This window comes from Paraburkholderia translucens, from assembly GCF_020881035.1.
GTDB lineage: Bacteria > Pseudomonadota > Gammaproteobacteria > Burkholderiales > Burkholderiaceae > Paraburkholderia > Paraburkholderia translucens.
In genome coordinates this window covers 28953-45227 of record NZ_JAJITC010000009.1, presented here as the reverse complement: position 1 = coordinate 45227, position 16275 = coordinate 28953, and the positions used below count along the sequence as shown (strand labels likewise).

Genomic DNA, 16275 nt, shown 5'->3' with positions numbered 1-16275 from the left:
GAGAAGGCGGCGCTTGTCGTTGCCGACGCGCGCAGTCTGTTTACATTTCAGCGAGCGACGCCACGCCGCGATTGGCCAGCTGGTCGGCGCGCTCGTTTTCCGGGTGTCCGTTGTGCCCGCGCACCCAGCGCCATTCAATTTCGTGTTGCGCGACGAGCGCATCGAGCCGCTTCCACAAATCGGCGTTCTTGACGGGCTGCTTCGCCGCGGTGACCCAGCCTTTCTTCTTCCAGCCGTGAATCCACTCGCTAATGCCTTTCTGCACGTACTGCGAGTCGGTGTGCACGATGGCCTTGCACGGGCGCTTCAACGCCTCGAGCGCGGCGATCACGCCCATCAGCTCCATGCGGTTGTTGGTCGTGTTGGCTTCGCCGCCGAACAGCTCTTTTTCCTGGCTGCCGAAGCGCAGCAGTGCACCCCAGCCGCCTGGGCCGGGATTGCCCTTGCAGGCGCCGTCGGTATAGATATCGATGTGATCAGGAGTCATTCGGTGTGGTTACGTGTGTTCGGGGTGGCGACGGGCGCGAGGCCCGCCGCAAGCACGGGCTTTTTCACTTTGAGCGGCCCGACGAGGTGCATGCCGCGTACGCGCTTGATCGCCTTGATCATGTAGGTTGCGCCGAAAATCGGCCACCAGCGGTCGCCGGCTGCTTCCATGAAACCGTAGCGCGCGAGCCATTGATCGCTCGCGAGCGGCGGACGATAGCAGCCGAAGCGCCCGCGTTCAAGGTCGAAGCCGAGCAGCTTGATCCAATCTTTCAGACGCGTGAACGCGATCAGGTCGATCGCGGCGGGCACGAAGGGGCGGCCGGCCATCTTGCCGACCGACTGCCGCACGCCCCACAGCGACAACGAGTTGAAGCCGAGAATGATCAGCTGGCCCTCGGGCATCAGCACGCGTTCGGCTTCGCGCAGCAGTCGGTGCGGGTCGCTGGTGAATTCGAGCGTGTGCGGCATCACGATCAGGTCGACGCTTTGGGCTTCGAACGGCAGATCGAGCAGGTCGCACCAAACCGCGCTGCGCCCGCCCGGTGCGTGTAGGCCGGAGGCGTCCTGCGCCGCCGTGCCGGGATGGTCGCCGCCGACATCGCCCGCGCCGCTCGTGCCGTTCACTGCGCCGCGCGCCGTCCGCGGATACGTGTACGGTGCGCTCGCGCCGCTCGCTGCGTCGAGCACGAGGCCGCGACACGGCATGCGATTCTCGCGCAGCGCGTCAAGCTGCGGCAGGCCGAGTTGCAGCGCATGATAGCCGAACACGTCCGACACCACGCGATCGAGCTGGGTTTGCTCCCAGTCGAGCACGTAGCGGCCAGGCGGTGAATCGGTCCAGGCGGGCCAGTCTATAATCGCTCGGTCAGTCATATTAAAAATGCGTCGCCTATGAATGCGCTCGAGTACGTACCGGTCCCGGCGTTTGAAGACAATTACATCTGGGTCATTGCGGACGGACAGCATGCGGTCGTCGTCGATCCAGGCGAAGCCGCGCCTGTGCGCGCCTATCTGGCTCAACGAGGTTGGCGGCTGAGCGCTATTTTACTCACGCACCACCATCAAGACCACGTCGGTGGGGTGGCCGATCTGCTGAACGGCCAGGACGTGCCGGTCTACGGACCTGCCGGCGAAGCGATCGCGCGCCTGACGCATCGGCTCAGAAGCGGCGATCACGTGACGATTGCGGCACCCGCGCTCGAATTCACTGTGCTCGAGGTGCCAGGTCACACGAGCGGACACATCGCTTATTTCCAGGCGGCCGATTCGCGCGGCACGCCGCACGTGTTTTGCGGCGACACGCTGTTCGCGTGCGGCTGCGGGCGCCTTTTCGAAGGCACGCCGCAACAGATGCTGACCTCGCTCGACGCGCTCGCCGCGCTGCCCGGCGCGACCCAAGTGCATTGCGCCCACGAGTACACGCTCTCCAATATCCGCTTCGCGCTCGCCTGCGAGCCGCAGAACGCCGAACTCAAGGCGTGGCGCGACAAGGCGAACGAGCTGCGCGCCCGCCAGCAGCCTACGCTGCCGACCACGATCGCGCACGAGCGCGCGGTGAATCCGTTCCTGCGCGCCGGGGAGCCGACGGTCCAATCGAATCTCGAAGCACAATTGCATGAAACGGTGTCTGATCGGCTGACTGCCTTCACATTGATGCGCGAATGGAAGAACCGCTTCCGTTGATCCGGAGCGCATTTGGACGTTGTTCGCGCGATGAATCGGAAAAATTCGCCAAGCCCCAGATTTGGTTGATTTTTTTCTCAATTTTCCAATTGACGGAAACGTTGACGTTTCGTACCATCGGCTGCAAATTCCAGCCCTTGTGGAAGCCGAGACGTTCATGCGATTCATCTTAAGTGCGTTCTTGGTCCTGACGCTCGCCGCCTGCGCGAGTCAGGGACCAATGACGAATACCGCCAATAACCCTGCCAGCCAGCAAGCAGTAGCCGACGCCCTTCGCAAGAACGCCACCGCCAAAGAAACCATCAATGTCGACCAGGGCTCCGTCGATCAGTTGACGAGCCAGGACGCTGATCTGTGGGGCCGCATTCGCCGCGGCTTCCAGATGCCGGACCTGCAGAGCGATCTCGTCGACATGCAGCTCAACTGGTATTTGCAACGTCCCGATTACGTGCAGCGCATGACCGAGCGCTCGCAAAAATACCTGTATCACATCGTCGAGGAGCTCGAGGCGCGCCATATGCCGACCGAGCTCGCGCTCCTGCCGTTCATCGAGTCCGCCTATAGCCCGCAGGCGTTGTCGGTCGCCAAGGCGGCCGGCATGTGGCAGTTCATGCCGGGCACGGGCCGCACTTACAACCTGAAGCAGAACATGTGGCAGGACGAGCGCCGCGACGTGCTCGCGTCGACCAGCGCCGCGCTCGACTATCTATCCAACCTGCACGACATGTTCGGCGACTGGCAGCTCGCGCTCGCCGCTTATAACTGGGGCGAGGGCAACGTGCAGCGCGCGATCGCGCGCAACGAGGCAGCGGGTCTGCCGACCGACTACATGAGCCTGCGACTGCCGAATGAAACGCGCAACTATGTGCCGAAGCTGCAGGCGGTCAAAAACATCGTGACGAATCCGCAGATGTACGGGCTCTCGCTGCCGCCGATTCCGAACCATCCGTATTTCGTGACAGTGACGACCTCGCACGACATTGACGTCGACGTCGCCGCGCGGCTCGCCAATATGTCGACGGACGAGTTCCGTTCGCTGAACCCGTCGTTCAGGAAGCCGGTCATTCTCGGCGCGACGCAGCCGCAGATCCTGTTGCCGTTCGACAACGCATCTGCATTCGAGCGTAATCTGAAAGCGTACTCGGGCTCGCTGTCGTCGTGGACCACCTACACCGTCGATCAGCGCGCCACGCCGGCGGCGATCGCGCAGAAAATCGGCGTCGACGCCGACACGCTGATGGAAGTCAACAAGATTCCGGTCGGCATGCGCCTCAAGCCGGGTTCGACGATCGTCGTTCCGCGCGGCTCGGACGACGACGAGGACATCAGCGCCGACGTCGCCGAAAGCGCGGTGCTTGCCATGGAGCCCGATGTCCCCGATACGCGCAAGATGCTGATTCGCGTGCGCCGCAATCAGTCAATGGCCGCGATCGCACTGCGCTACGGCGTATCGGTCGGTCAGCTGAAGGCGTGGAACAAGACGCATCGCGATCAGGTTTCGCGCGGCCAGGTGATCGTGCTGCACGTGCCGGTCGGCAAGCCCGTGCCGAGCGAGCCGGGTCCGGAGAAGATCGCAACCGACGTGCAGGGCGCCAGTGTGCAGAAGATTGGCGTTCGGATTGCAGACACCCACAGCGATTCCCGCTACGAGAAAAAGAAAGGGCACGGGCGCTCTGCGATCGTCAAGGTGTCCGAGCCGGGCGGCAAGGGCGGCAGGCCAGCGGCGCCCGTCGCCAGCAAGGGCAAGGTGGAGAAAGTCTCGGCCTCCGCGCCCGGCAAGGCGTCGACGGCCGCGGCGGAGAGCCACTCGAAGACCGTGTCGACCGCGAAGAAGAAGGGTAAATAGACCGGTAGCGGCTTCCCCGATCGTGACCACATGCGTTGCACACGCAGCGCATGGATTGCGCGCCAGTCACGCACCGTGTTCGTGCAACGCCGTCACCTTCGGGTGACGGCGTTTTTCATTGTGCGGACGGTACCTGCGGGCTGGTCGCATTTAATTTATTGTTCGTACTTTGGCCGCGTCGGCCGTTGCGTGCCGTTTCGTGCCGATTCGTCCGAACCTCGGGTCGCGTTTTTGAGATTATTTCCGGGCTTACTTCCTGATTTATGTCGTCGACCCGACTGCGCGTCTTTCTGCTGTTTTCCGCCGGCTACTTCGTCTCCTACGTGTTTCGCGGCGTCAATCTCGGCTTCGCGCCCGTGATCGCGCGCGATCTCGGCTTGTCCGCTGCCGACCTGGGTGTGCTGACGAGCCTGTATTTCCTCGGCTTTGCAGGCGCGCAGATTCCTGCCGGCGCGTTGCTCGATCACTTTGGAGCGCGTCGCGTGACGGCCGGCACACTGCTTTTTGCCGCGCTCGGCATCTGGGTGTTTGGCGCCGCGCACAGTCTCGGCGTGATGATGGTCGGGCGGCTGCTGATCGGCGTCGGCGTGTCCGTGTGCCTTGGCGCCGCGTTCAAGGCGCTCGCGCAGCATTTTCCGACGGCGCGTCTGCCGCTGATGAACGGGCTCGTGATGGCGGTCGGCGGCCTCGGCGGCGTGATGGTCGGCTCGCCGCTCACGTGGGTGCTCGGTTTCTCGAGTTGGCGCGCGGTCTGTGTCGGGCTCGGCGTACTGACGGTGGTGGTTGCGCTCGCACAATGGACGCTCGCGCCGGACGCACGCGAGACGAATCGCCATGCCAGCCTCGTCGCGCAGTTCAAGGGCACGTGGCACATTCTGCGCAGCGCCGTGTTCTGGAAAATTGCGTCGTTCTCGGTCGTGACTCAAGGCGTCTTTTACGCGATGCAGTCGTTGTGGGTCGGATCATGGCTGCGCGACGTGCAGGGCTTTGAGCCGCCTCAGGCGGCGGCGCTCGTGTCGATTCTCGGCTTCGCGATGATGGCCGGCTGTGTCGGTTTCGGCGCGGCGGCACGCAGCCTCGAGCGACGCGGCATCTCGCTCTATGCGTTTTGCGGCATCGGCATGGCGCTGTACGTGCTGACCCAGTTGCTGATCATGTTCAAGGCCCCGCTGCCGGCGAGCCTGCTGTGGGCCGCCTACGGAATCTTCGGCGGCACCGGCATTCTGAGCTACGCGGTGATGGCGCGGCATTTTCCGCCGCAGATGATCGGCCGGGTCAATACGACGCTGACGCTGATTATCTTTCTCCTGATCTTCGGTTTTCAGATCGGCGTCGGCGCGGTGCTGTCGCGCTGGCCGGCGAGCGCTGGCCACTATCCGGCGGTCGCGCATCTGACCGCGTGGGAAATCCTTGTCGCCCTGCAGGTGCTGAGCGCGATCTGGTACGTCCTGCCCGGCCGGTTCGCCCGGCCGGCGGAAATCCGCGCCGAGCAGGAGGCCTGAGCGGGCGTGCGGTAGGTCTTGCATCCAAGCGGGTGGTCACCGCTGTTCCGTCCCTTCCAACATTGTTTCGCGGCGCCACCCTGAGTCCGCGTGCTATCTCGAATTTGGAGGGAAGGGCGGATTCAGGCTATAATTTCAAGGTTTGAGCTTATCAACCCGCACCCTAGCGCCTACCTCCCCCATACCGTTCATCCGCCGCGCGCCATTGGCGTAGCAAGAAGGGCCCCACACCCAGTCGAGCCGTCCACACAATGGACCATCGCGCCCTTTGCAACGTCATCGGCAGCTCGCGAGCGAGTCTGCGCGCGCATCCAGGATGTGTTTCGCTGCGGCTCGAAATCGGATAGACAGGTGGCAACAGGGTGTTCCCCCAAGGAGTCTCCCGTGTTGCCGTCATTTTCTCCCGCTCTCCTCGCGCTCGCCGACGGCACGGTCTTTCGTGGTTATTCGATCGGCGCCCCCGGGCATACCATCGGTGAAGTCGTGTTCAACACCGCCATCACCGGCTATCAGGAAATCCTGACTGACCCGAGCTACGCGCGCCAGATCGTGACCCTCACGTACCCGCATATCGGCAACGTCGGCGTGAACGCCGAAGACGTCGAAGCGACGAAAGTCCATGCCGCCGGCCTGATCATCCGTGATCTGCCGGTTCTCGCGTCGAACTTCCGCATGGAGCGCACGCTCCCGCAATACCTGCAGGACGAAGGCGTGGTCGCCATCGCCGGCATCGACACCCGCAAGCTGACCCGCGTGCTGCGCGACAAGGGCGCCCAAAACGGCGCGATCCTCGCTGGTTCGGCCGACGAAGCCAAGGCCATCGAACTCGCGCGCTCGTTCCCGGGCCTCGCCGGCATGGACCTCGCGAAGGTCGTATCGACGAAGGAAACCTACGAGTGGAGCAGGACCGAGTGGCGTCTGGGCACCGGCTACGGCGAGCAGAAGGCGCCGAAGTACCGCGTGGTCGCATTCGACTACGGCGTCAAGCAGAACATCCTGCGCATGCTGGCCGAGCGTGGCTGCCACGTTACCGTCCTGCCCGCGCAGTCGAGCGCCGCTGACGCGCTCGCGCTCAACCCGGACGGCGTGTTCCTGTCGAATGGCCCCGGCGACCCGGAACCGTGTGACTACGCAATCGCGGCGACGAAGGCGTTCATCGAACGCGGCATCCCGACCTTTGGCATTTGCCTCGGGCACCAGATCATGGGCCTCGCGGTCGGCGCGAAGACGATGAAAATGAAGACCGGTCACCACGGCGCGAACCACCCGGTCAAGGATCTCGAAGACGGTCGCGTGGTGATCACATCGCAGAACCACGGTTTCGCGGTCGATGCCGACACGCTGCCCGCCAACGCACGTGTGACCCACGTGTCGCTGTTCGACGGCACGCTGCAGGGCTTCGCCCTCACCGACAAGCCCGCGTTCTGCTTCCAGGGCCACCCGGAAGCATCGCCCGGCCCGCACGACATCGCGTATCTGTTCGACCGCTTCACCACGTTGATGGAAGCGCACAAGAACGGCAAGAGCGTAGCGGCTTGAAGCGGTAAGGCCGGCCGCCGAAGCCAGATGGAAACGGCCGGCGGCGGCCCGCGGCAGGCGTGCCGCGAAACAGCGCGCGCAACGTGAAAGCGGCGCGCGCCGACGGAAAGAATTCAGCAATACACTAGCGAGAGCGTTATGCCCAAGCGGACAGACATCAAGAGCATCCTCATCATCGGCGCGGGTCCGATCATCATCGGCCAGGCGTGCGAGTTCGATTATTCGGGCGCGCAGGCATGCAAGGCGCTGCGTGAGGAAGGCTACAAGGTCATTCTCGTCAACAGCAATCCGGCGACGATCATGACCGACCCGAACACGGCCGACGTGACCTATATCGAGCCGATCACGTGGGAAGTGGTCGAGCGCATCATCGCGAAGGAACGCCCGGACGCGATCCTGCCGACGATGGGCGGCCAGACCGCGCTGAACTGCGCGCTCGACCTGCACGCGCACGGCGTGCTGGCGAAGTACGGCGTCGAACTGATCGGCGCATCGCCCGAAGCGATCGACAAGGCGGAAGACCGTCAGAAGTTCAAGGACGCGATGACGAAGATCGGCCTCGGTTCGGCCAAGTCGGGCACCGCGCATTCGATGGAAGAAGCCCTTGCGGTGCAGGCGAAGATCGCCGCGGAAACCGGCAGCGGCGGCTATCCGGTCGTGATCCGTCCGTCATTCACGCTGGGCGGCTCCGGCGGCGGCATCGCGTACAACCGCGACGAATTCGAGGAGATCTGCAAACGCGGTCTCGACCTGTCGCCGACGCGCGAACTGCTGATCGAAGAGTCGCTGCTCGGCTGGAAAGAGTACGAGATGGAAGTGGTCCGCGACAAGGCGGACAACTGCATCATCGTCTGCTCGATCGAGAACCTCGACCCGATGGGCATCCACACCGGCGACTCGATCACGGTCGCGCCGGCTCAGACCCTGACCGACAAGGAATACCAGGTCCTGCGTAACGCGTCGCTCGCGGTGCTGCGCGAAATCGGAGTGGACACGGGCGGCTCGAACGTGCAGTTCTCGATCAATCCGAAAGACGGCCGGATGATCGTGATCGAAATGAACCCGCGTGTGTCGCGTTCGTCGGCGCTGGCCTCGAAGGCCACCGGTTTCCCGATCGCGAAGGTCGCGGCGAAGCTGGCGGTCGGCTACACGCTGGATGAACTCAAGAACGAAATTACCGGCGGCCAGACGCCGGCGTCGTTCGAACCGACGATCGACTACGTCGTCACGAAGATCCCGCGTTTCGCATTCGAGAAATTCCGCGAAGCCGATCCGCGCCTGACCACGCAGATGAAGTCGGTCGGCGAAGTGATGGCGATCGGCCGCACGTTCCAGGAGTCGTTCCAGAAAGCGCTACGCGGCCTCGAAGTCGGCGTCGATGGTCTCGACGAAAAGACCGCCAATCGCGACGAGATCATTCGCGAGATCGGCGAAGCCGGTCCGGATCGCATCTGGTATGTCGGCGATGCGTTCCGCGTCGGCATGAGCGTGCAGGAGATCTTCGAAGAGACCGCGATCGATCCGTGGTTCCTCGCGCAGATCGAGCAGATTGTGCTGAAGGAAAAGGCGCTGGCCGGCCGCGCGCTCGCGACCCTCACGAAGGAAGAGTTGAAGTTTCTGAAGCAGAGCGGCTTCTCGGATCGCCGTCTGGCCAAGCTGCTCGGCGCGAAGCCGGCGGATGTGCGCGCACGGCGTATCGAGCTGAACGTACGTCCGGTGTACAAGCGCGTCGATACCTGCGCGGCCGAGTTCGCGACGAAAACGGCTTACATGTACTCGACCTACGAGGAAGAGTGCGAAGCCAATCCGACCAGCAACAAGAAGATCATGGTGCTGGGCGGCGGCCCGAACCGGATCGGCCAGGGCATCGAGTTCGACTACTGCTGCGTGCATGCCGCGCTCGCGATGCGCGAGGACGGCTATGAAACGATCATGGTCAACTGCAATCCGGAAACCGTGTCGACCGACTACGACACCTCCGACCGCCTGTATTTCGAATCGCTGACGCTCGAAGACGTGCTCGAAATCGTCGACAAGGAGAAGCCGGTCGGCGTCATCGTGCAGTACGGCGGCCAGACGCCGCTGAAGCTCGCGCTCGATCTCGAAGCGAACGGTGTGCCGATCATCGGCACGTCGCCGGACATGATCGACGCGGCCGAAGACCGCGAGCGTTTCCAGAAGCTGCTGCAAGACCTCGGTCTGCGTCAGCCGCCGAACCGCACCGCGCGCACGGAAGACGAAGCGCTGAAGCTCGCCGACGAAATCGGCTATCCGCTCGTCGTGCGTCCGTCGTACGTGCTGGGCGGCCGCGCGATGGAAATCGTCCATGAGCCGCGTGATCTCGAACGCTACATGCGCGAGGCGGTGAAGGTGTCGAACGACTCGCCGGTGCTGCTCGACCGCTTCCTGAACGACGCGATCGAATGCGACGTGGATTGCATTTCGGATGGCGAAGCCGTGTTTATCGGCGGCGTGATGGAGCACATCGAACAGGCGGGCGTGCACTCGGGCGACTCGGCCTGCTCGTTGCCGCCGTATTCGCTGTCGCAGGCGACCGTTGCCGAACTGAAGCGCCAGACCGCCGCGATGGCGAAGGCGCTGAACGTGGTCGGCCTGATGAACGTGCAGTTCGCGATCCAGCAAGTGCCGCAGGCTGACGGCTCGAAGGATGACATCATCTACGTGCTCGAAGTGAACCCGCGTGCGTCGCGCACGGTGCCGTACGTGTCGAAGGCGACCAGCCTGCCGCTTGCGAAGATCGCGGCGCGCGCGATGGTCGGCCAGAAGCTCGCCGCGCAAGGCGTGACGAAGGAAGTCGAGCCGCCGTATTTCAGCGTGAAGGAAGCGGTGTTCCCGTTCGTCAAGTTCCCGACGGTCGACCCGGTGCTCGGACCTGAAATGCGTTCGACTGGCGAAGTGATGGGCGTCGGCCAGACGTTCGGAGAGGCGCTGTTCAAGTCGCAGCTCGCGGCGGGTTCGCGCCTGCCGGAATCGGGCACGGTGCTGCTGACCGTGATGGACGCCGACAAGCCGAAGGCGGTCGAAGTCGCGCGCATGCTGCACGAGCTCGGCTATCCGATCGTCGCGACCAAGGGCACGGCTGCCGCGATCGAGGCGGCCGGCGTGCCGGTCAAGGTCGTCAACAAGGTGAAGGACGGCCGTCCGCATATCGTCGACATGATCAAGAACGGCGAGATCGCACTCGTCTTCACGACCGTGGACGAAACGCGCGCCGCGATTGCCGATTCGCGTTCGATCCGCATGAGCGCGCAGGCGAACAAGGTCACCTACTACACGACGATGTCGGGCGCACGCGCGGCGGTGGAGGGTCTTCGTTATCTGAAGAACCTGGAAGTCTATGATTTACAAGGACTCCATGCTCGCCTAAACTAAGGCTTCGACTACCTGTCCAAGATGTTAGTGCCGCGGTTAAGCGGCGTTCCGCAGGTGCTGCGGCCCGGGTCTGTCCTCGGGCGGCGGCTTCAGCGGAATGCACTTAACCGCGGTGATTTTTTTTATGGCCGTTTTTTGCCTCCAGAGTTGTTTATGAGCACTATTCCATTGACGAAGCGCGGCGCAGACATGCTGCGCGATGAATTGCAGCGCCTGAAATCGGTTGAACGTCCGGCCGTGATCAACTCGATCGCGGAAGCGCGCGCTCAGGGCGATCTGTCGGAAAACGCGGAATACGACGCTGCGAAGGAAAAGCAGGGCTTCATCGAAGGCCGTATTGCCGAAATCGAATCGAAGCTCGCGGGCGCGCAGGTGATCGACCCGTCGCAAGTGGAAGCGGACGGCCGCGTGGTGTTCGGCGCGACGCTCGAACTCGAGGACCTCGAATCGGGCGCGTCGGTCAAGTACCAGATCGTCGGTGACGATGAAGCGGACATCGATCACGGCCTGATCTCGATCAGCTCGCCGATCGCGCGTGCACTGATCGGCAAGTCGGAAGGCGACGTCGCGTCGGTGCAGGCGCCGGGAGGCGTACGCGAATACGAAATCATCGCGGTCAGCTACGTCTGAGGATGGCGCCGGTGTCTCTGATGCCGCATCGATTCTTCCGCCTCTTGACGGTGGTGTGGGTCGGTAGTCTGCTGACCATCGGCTATGCGGTGGCGCCCGTGCTGTTCACGACGCTCGACCGGATGACGGCGGGTTCCGTCGCCGCGCAGCTGTTTCGCATCCAGGGCGTGATTGGCGTCGTGTGCGGCATTTTGCTCCTCGGTCTCGCCAATCTGCTCGTGCGGCGCGGTAGCGGCGCGTATCGCCGCTTGCGCTGGCTGCTCGCCGGCATGCTCGTATGCGTGCTGGTCGGATATTTCGCGCTGCAGCCGTTCATGAACGCAATGCGCGCGGCCGCGCTCGAGGCGGGCACCGACGTTGGGCATTCCGTTTATGCGACGCGATTCGGCATCCTGCACGGCGTGTCAAGTGTGTTCTATCTGATCGAAAGCCTGCTGGGTCTTGCGCTCGTGTGGTTGCTGCCGGCGCGTGTCGGCGTGGCGGCTGAGGAAGAGGGCGCGCGCAGCGATGCGGGAAAGGTGATCGGCTGAAGTTCGCGGGTGGCCCATGGTATTAAGCGGTGCGATTGCCGCTGGTTGTGCCGATACCTGGCAATAGCGTCGCGTTGCGGTGAATCGTCGCGAACCCGGCGGCTAACCGCGCGGCGCACAACGGCAACTCATTCGCGTGATGATTCGAGCGTTTCGCTCAAGGCGACCGATGGGTGGGTGCAGATCCGGTCCGCACCCTTGCTGCGTCTTCGCTTACTTCGACGACTGATGCGAGCGCTTCGCGCTGGTTTGGCGCTTCTTCGCGCGCTTGATGTTGCCGCCTTGCGTCACGCGTTCATTGCCGCGCACCAGCACCGCTTTGGCTCGCGGCTTGCGCATCGGTACGTCGGTCGGCTTGACGACCTTGACGATGCGCGGTGCGCGCCCCTTGGCCGGCCGGGTTTCTTCGGCCGCCGCTTCGCGCGCGCTCGGCAAGGCGCCACGCTTGGACTTTGCCGCCGGTTGTGCCGATTCGGGCTTCCAGATCACGAGCAGCTTGCCGATATGCTGGATCGGCGCGGCGTTCAGGGTGTCGCAGATTTCTTCGTAGATGGCGACGCGCTCCTCACGTTCGTCTCCGAACACACGGATCTTGATCAATTGGTGCGCGGCGAGGTGCACCTTGATTTCAGCGAGCACCGCGTCGGTCAAGCCTTCGGCGCCGACGAGCACGACCGGTTTGAGCGCATGTGCCTGGGAGCGCAACTCGGCGCGTTGGTCGGGGGAGACTTTGAGGGCTGGCATGGAAAGTGGGAGACTCGACTAAAATAGCGGCTCCTGCGTTTTTCGTCCGAGCGATTCGGGCGGCTCGATTTGGCAGGGCGCGCGTCAGAACAACAGAGTCGCGGATGGCCGCCAGTCTGGCGGGGCCGCGCGAATTAACCGCGTATTATCCCCTAAAGCGCGACCCGACGCAGCAACAGTTCAATCTTTAATGGCAAAAAACAAGTTCAATACCGCGTGGCTGCATGATCACATCAACGATCCGTACGTCAAAATGGCGCAGCGGGAGGGCTATCGCGCCCGCGCGGCCTACAAGCTCAAGGAAATCGACGAGCAGGACAAACTGATCCGTCCGGGGCAGGTGATCGTCGATCTAGGTTCCTCGCCGGGAAGCTGGAGCCAGTACGCGCGCAACAAGCTGGCGAGCGGCGCGCAGCGCAATGCGGAGCGCGAAGGCGGTATCGACGGCACGATCATCGCGCTCGACATCCTGCCGATGGAGCCAGTGGCCGACGTGCACTTCATCCAGGGCGATTTCCGCGAAGACTCGGTGCTGGTGCAGCTCGAAGAATTGGTCGGTGCGCGCCAGGTCGACCTTGTAATTTCGGATATGGCGCCCAACCTGTCCGGCGTGGCGATCGCAGATGCGGCGCGGATCGAGCATTTATGCGATCTTGCGCTGGAATTTGCGCAAAACCACCTGAAACCGGATGGCGCCCTTTTAGTGAAATGCTTTCACGGCAGTGGCTATAGTCAGATTGTCGAAAAGTTCAAGCGCCAATTCAAGGTAGTGGGAGCCCGCAAGCCGAAGGCATCGCGGGATAAATCGTCAGAAACATTTATTTTGGGTAAGCATTTGAAGCGTCCCGCATAGGGGCGCGGCAGGACGGTTCCACCTCTGCCAATACTGAGCCCGATACGCCGGAGAGCGGCGACGAGCCGGCCGCTACCCTTTTTGGCGGTAGCGAAACGTTATGGCAGGGGTCTTCGGACTGGATTAGAATGCTTTCGTGGTGCCGCAAGGCAAATGTAGGCGCCCGTCTAAGTGAAGGAGTGGTGCTTTGAACAACAATATGTTTTCGAAAGCAGCAGTGTGGCTGGTAATCGCACTGGTGCTGTTTACGGTGTTCAAGCAGTTCGACAAGCCCCGTGTTCAGGAAGGCGTTTCCTATTCGCAGTTCATGGACGACGCGAGGAACGGCAAAATCAAGAACGTCATTGTCCAGGGGCGGAACCTCACGGTCACTCCAGCAGACGGCCAGAAGTACCAGATCGTGTCGCCCGGCGACATCTGGATGGTCGGCGATCTGATGAAGTATGGCGTACAGGTGAGCGGCAAGGCTGACGACGAACCTAATGCACTGATGTCCGTGCTGTATTACCTCGGACCGACGATCCTGATCATCGGCTTCTGGTTTTACATGATGCGACAGATGCAGGGGGGCGGCAAAGGCGGTGCCTTCTCGTTTGGCAAGTCGCGCGCGCGGCTGATTGACGAGAACAACAACGCAATCAATTTCACCGACGTTGCCGGCTGCGACGAAGCCAAGGAAGAAGTGTCGGAACTCGTCGACTTTCTGCGCGATCCGCAGAAATTCCAGAAACTCGGTGGTCGTATTCCTCGCGGTGTGCTGCTCGTCGGCCCGCCGGGAACCGGTAAGACGCTGCTTGCCCGTGCTATCGCCGGCGAGGCAAAGGTGCCGTTCTTCAGCATTTCGGGCTCCGACTTCGTGGAAATGTTCGTCGGTGTTGGCGCGGCTCGCGTGCGCGACATGTTCGAACAGGCCAAGAAGCACGCACCGTGTATCGTGTTCATTGACGAAATCGACGCGGTCGGTCGTCATCGCGGCGCCGGGATGGGCGGCGGTAACGACGAGCGCGAACAGACGCTGAACCAGATGCTCGTCGAAATGGACGGCTTCGAGGCGAACTCGGGTGTCATCGTGATCGCCGCGACGAACCGTTCGGACGTGCTCGACAAGGCGCTGCTGCGCCCGGGTCGTTTTGATCGTCAGGTGTATGTCGGTCTGCCCGATATCCGCGGCCGCGAGCACATCATGAAGGTCCATCTGCGCAAGGTGCCGATCTCGAACGATGTCGACGCGGCAGTAATCGCGCGCGGCACGCCCGGTTTCTCGGGCGCCGATCTCGCGAACCTCGTCAACGAAGCAGCACTATTCGCGGCGCGCCGCGGGAAGCGTATCGTCGAAATGACGGACTTCGAAGACGCGAAGGACAAGATCTTCATGGGCCCGGAGCGCAAGTCGGCCGTGATCCGCGAAGAATCGAAGCGTGCTACGGCGTATCACGAATCGGGTCACGCGGTGATCGCGAAGCTGTTGCCGAAGGCCGATCCGGTGCACAAGGTCACGATTATTCCGCGCGGCCGAGCGCTGGGCGTTACGTGGCAGTTGCCGGAGCATGACAACGAAACGTACTCGAAGGACTACCTGCTCGATCGCCTCGCCATCCTGTTCGGTGGCCGCGTCGCGGAAGAGCTGTTCCTGAACCTGATCAGCACGGGCGCGTCGGACGACTTCAACAAGGCGACGCAGACGGCTCGCGCGATGGTCGCCCGCTTCGGCATGACGGACGCGCTCGGACCGATGGTCTATGTCGACGACGAGAACGACGCTTCGCCGTTCGGTCGCGGCTTTACACGGACCATTTCGGAAGCGACGCAGCAGAAGGTCGACGCGGAAATCCGCCGTGTGCTGGACGAGCAGTACAATCTCGCGCGGCGCCTGCTCGAGGAGAACCGCGACAAGGTCGAGGCGATGACCGCCGCGCTGATGGAGTGGGAAACGATCGACGCCGATCAGATCAACGACATCATGGCAGGCCGTCCGCCGCGTTCGCCAAAGAGCTCGCCGCCGTCGGCAAGCGACACCTCGTCGGGCGGCAGCCCGGGCGCCGAAGTCAAGCCGGGCAGCGCAACGGCGCCGGCCTGATCGGTTATCAGTAGAAAGTGCGGGCCGGTGTGCTACACACCGGCCCGTTTGCATTCATCCGTTCCAAGTGAAGCACTGCTACGTGTCGAAAGTCGAATCTTCTTCCGTTCCCTCACCAGAGCCGCTGCAATGCGGCCGCTTCAAGCTGACGTTTGAACGCCCATTGGTCATGGGCATCCTGAACGTCACACCCGATTCCTTCTCCGATGGCGGCAAGTTCGCGATGCGCGGCGATGCGCTGCGCCAGGCTGAGCGCATGATGCTCGAAGGCGCGGACATCATCGATATCGGCGGCGAATCGACGCGTCCTGGCGCGCCGCCGGTGCCGCTCGACGATGAGCTGGAGCGCGTGCTGCCGCTCGTCGAGCAACTCCGCGGCGCGAACGTGCCGTTGTCGGTCGATACATACAAGCCGGAAGTGATGCGTCAAGCGTTGAACGCGGGCGCCGACCTGATCAACGACATCTGGGGCTTCCGCATGCCCGGCGCCATCGACGCGGTGCGCGACAGCGACTGCGGCCTTTGCGTGATGCACATGCTCGGTGAGCCGCAGACCATGCAGCTCGGCGAGCCGCATTACGACGACGTGGTCAGCGACGTGCGTCACTTCCTCGAAGAACGTGTCGCAACGTTGCAGCAGGCGGGGATTGCGCGAGAGCGCATCAGTGTCGATCCGGGATTCGGCTTCGGCAAGGCCGTTATCGAGCATAACTACGCGTTGCTCGCGCAACTGCGAGACACCGCGCCGCGCGCCGCGTCGCCGTATCCGATTCTTGCGGGTCTGTCACGCAAGTCGATGCTCGGCGCGGTGACCGGGCGCCCGGCGCCCGAGCGCCTCTCTGCCAGCATCGCCGCGGCGGTGTGCGCGGCCGAGCGCGGCGCGGCGATTCTGCGTGTACATGACGTCGCACCAACCGTCGACGCATTGAAAATATGGGCAACCCTGCGCGACGCGGCCAATGCGAGCCGCGCGCACGGTTGAACCCGCA

13 protein-coding genes are annotated in these 16275 nt (G+C 63.1%); 10 read left to right on the top strand and 3 right to left on the bottom strand.

Going from position 1 to position 16275, the window contains the following annotated elements; genetic code table 11:
* Nucleotides 1–40: 40 nt before the first annotated feature.
* Nucleotides 41–487: a ribonuclease HI gene (rnhA, locus tag LJ655_RS17780; RefSeq protein ID WP_230562558.1), complete on the bottom strand. Its 447-nt coding sequence runs from the start codon at nucleotides 485–487 to the stop codon at nucleotides 41–43.
* Nucleotides 484–1362 carry a class I SAM-dependent methyltransferase gene (locus tag LJ655_RS17775; protein ID WP_230562557.1) on the bottom strand — a complete coding sequence of 293 codons (879 nt, stop codon included), beginning with the start codon at nucleotides 1360–1362 and terminating at the stop codon, nucleotides 484–486. Before LJ655_RS17775 ends, rnhA begins: the two co-directional genes overlap by 4 nt.
* Before the next feature lie 18 nt (nucleotides 1363–1380).
* Between LJ655_RS17775 and gloB the strand changes: the two genes are divergently transcribed.
* The 7 genes from gloB (at nucleotide 1381) to LJ655_RS17740 (ending at nucleotide 11612) form a co-directional block, all read left to right on the top strand.
* A complete protein-coding gene (gene gloB / locus LJ655_RS17770) occupies nucleotides 1381–2172 on the top strand; it encodes a hydroxyacylglutathione hydrolase (RefSeq protein ID WP_230562556.1) in 792 nt (263 codons plus the stop codon).
* A 157-nt stretch (nucleotides 2173–2329) separates the two neighbouring features.
* The gene (locus tag LJ655_RS17765; RefSeq protein WP_230562555.1) at nucleotides 2330–4018 is read left to right on the top strand and encodes a transglycosylase SLT domain-containing protein; all 1689 of its coding nucleotides are present in this window, start codon (nucleotides 2330–2332) and stop codon (nucleotides 4016–4018) included.
* Nucleotides 4019–4281: 263 nt separating this feature from the next.
* Nucleotides 4282–5520, top strand: coding sequence for an MFS transporter (locus tag LJ655_RS17760; protein WP_230562554.1), 1239 nt, complete (start codon nucleotides 4282–4284; stop codon nucleotides 5518–5520).
* Between the two features lie 384 nt (nucleotides 5521–5904).
* The gene (gene carA, locus LJ655_RS17755) at nucleotides 5905–7059 is read left to right on the top strand and encodes a glutamine-hydrolyzing carbamoyl-phosphate synthase small subunit (protein WP_230562553.1); all 1155 of its coding nucleotides are present in this window, start codon (nucleotides 5905–5907) and stop codon (nucleotides 7057–7059) included.
* Between the two features lie 138 nt (nucleotides 7060–7197).
* Nucleotides 7198–10452, top strand: a complete 3255-nt coding sequence (gene carB / locus LJ655_RS17750) for a carbamoyl-phosphate synthase large subunit (protein WP_230562552.1) — start codon at nucleotides 7198–7200, stop codon at nucleotides 10450–10452.
* Nucleotides 10453–10605: 153 nt separating this feature from the next.
* Nucleotides 10606–11082, top strand: a complete 477-nt coding sequence (gene greA / locus LJ655_RS17745) for a transcription elongation factor GreA (protein ID WP_062127755.1) — start codon at nucleotides 10606–10608, stop codon at nucleotides 11080–11082.
* 20 nt (nucleotides 11083–11102) lie between these two features.
* Entirely contained in the window at nucleotides 11103–11612 is a 510-nt protein-coding gene (locus tag LJ655_RS17740; protein WP_230562551.1) for a DUF4149 domain-containing protein, read from the top strand.
* 213 nt (nucleotides 11613–11825) lie between these two features.
* Here the strand turns inward: LJ655_RS17740 and LJ655_RS17735 are convergent, their stop codons facing one another.
* Nucleotides 11826–12356 carry a YhbY family RNA-binding protein gene (locus LJ655_RS17735; protein ID WP_230562550.1) on the bottom strand — a complete coding sequence of 177 codons (531 nt, stop codon included), beginning with the start codon at nucleotides 12354–12356 and terminating at the stop codon, nucleotides 11826–11828.
* A 190-nt stretch (nucleotides 12357–12546) separates the two neighbouring features.
* On the opposite strand from LJ655_RS17735, the gene LJ655_RS17730 reads away from it, so the two are divergent.
* From LJ655_RS17730 to folP, 3 genes are all read left to right on the top strand, one after another.
* Nucleotides 12547–13209, top strand: a complete 663-nt coding sequence (locus LJ655_RS17730) for an RlmE family RNA methyltransferase (protein ID WP_008919305.1) — start codon at nucleotides 12547–12549, stop codon at nucleotides 13207–13209.
* Nucleotides 13210–13396: 187 nt separating this feature from the next.
* Entirely contained in the window at nucleotides 13397–15286 is a 1890-nt protein-coding gene (gene ftsH, locus LJ655_RS17725) for an ATP-dependent zinc metalloprotease FtsH (RefSeq protein ID WP_230562549.1), read from the top strand.
* 82 nt (nucleotides 15287–15368) lie between these two features.
* Nucleotides 15369–16268: a dihydropteroate synthase gene (gene folP / locus LJ655_RS17720; RefSeq protein ID WP_425605816.1), complete on the top strand. Its 900-nt coding sequence runs from the start codon at nucleotides 15369–15371 to the stop codon at nucleotides 16266–16268.
* Nucleotides 16269–16275: the final 7 nt, after the last annotated feature.

Bases quoted from the DNA above. Each gene is read 5' to 3' on its own strand.
- rnhA (WP_230562558.1), bottom strand. From the start codon at position 487: ATGACTCCTGATCACATCGATATCTATACCGACGGCGCCTGCAAGGGC.
- LJ655_RS17775 (WP_230562557.1), bottom strand. From the start codon at position 1,362: ATGACTGACCGAGCGATTATAGACTGGCCCGCCTGGACCGATTCACCG.
- gloB (WP_230562556.1), top strand. From the start codon at position 1,381: ATGAATGCGCTCGAGTACGTACCGGTCCCGGCGTTTGAAGACAATTAC.
- LJ655_RS17765 (WP_230562555.1), top strand. From the start codon at position 2,330: ATGCGATTCATCTTAAGTGCGTTCTTGGTCCTGACGCTCGCCGCCTGC.
- LJ655_RS17760 (WP_230562554.1), top strand. From the start codon at position 4,282: ATGTCGTCGACCCGACTGCGCGTCTTTCTGCTGTTTTCCGCCGGCTAC.
- carB (WP_230562552.1), top strand. From the start codon at position 7,198: ATGCCCAAGCGGACAGACATCAAGAGCATCCTCATCATCGGCGCGGGT.
- greA (WP_062127755.1), top strand. From the start codon at position 10,606: ATGAGCACTATTCCATTGACGAAGCGCGGCGCAGACATGCTGCGCGAT.
- LJ655_RS17740 (WP_230562551.1), top strand. From the start codon at position 11,103: ATGCCGCATCGATTCTTCCGCCTCTTGACGGTGGTGTGGGTCGGTAGT.
- LJ655_RS17735 (WP_230562550.1), bottom strand. From the start codon at position 12,356: ATGCCAGCCCTCAAAGTCTCCCCCGACCAACGCGCCGAGTTGCGCTCC.
- LJ655_RS17730 (WP_008919305.1), top strand. From the start codon at position 12,547: ATGGCAAAAAACAAGTTCAATACCGCGTGGCTGCATGATCACATCAAC.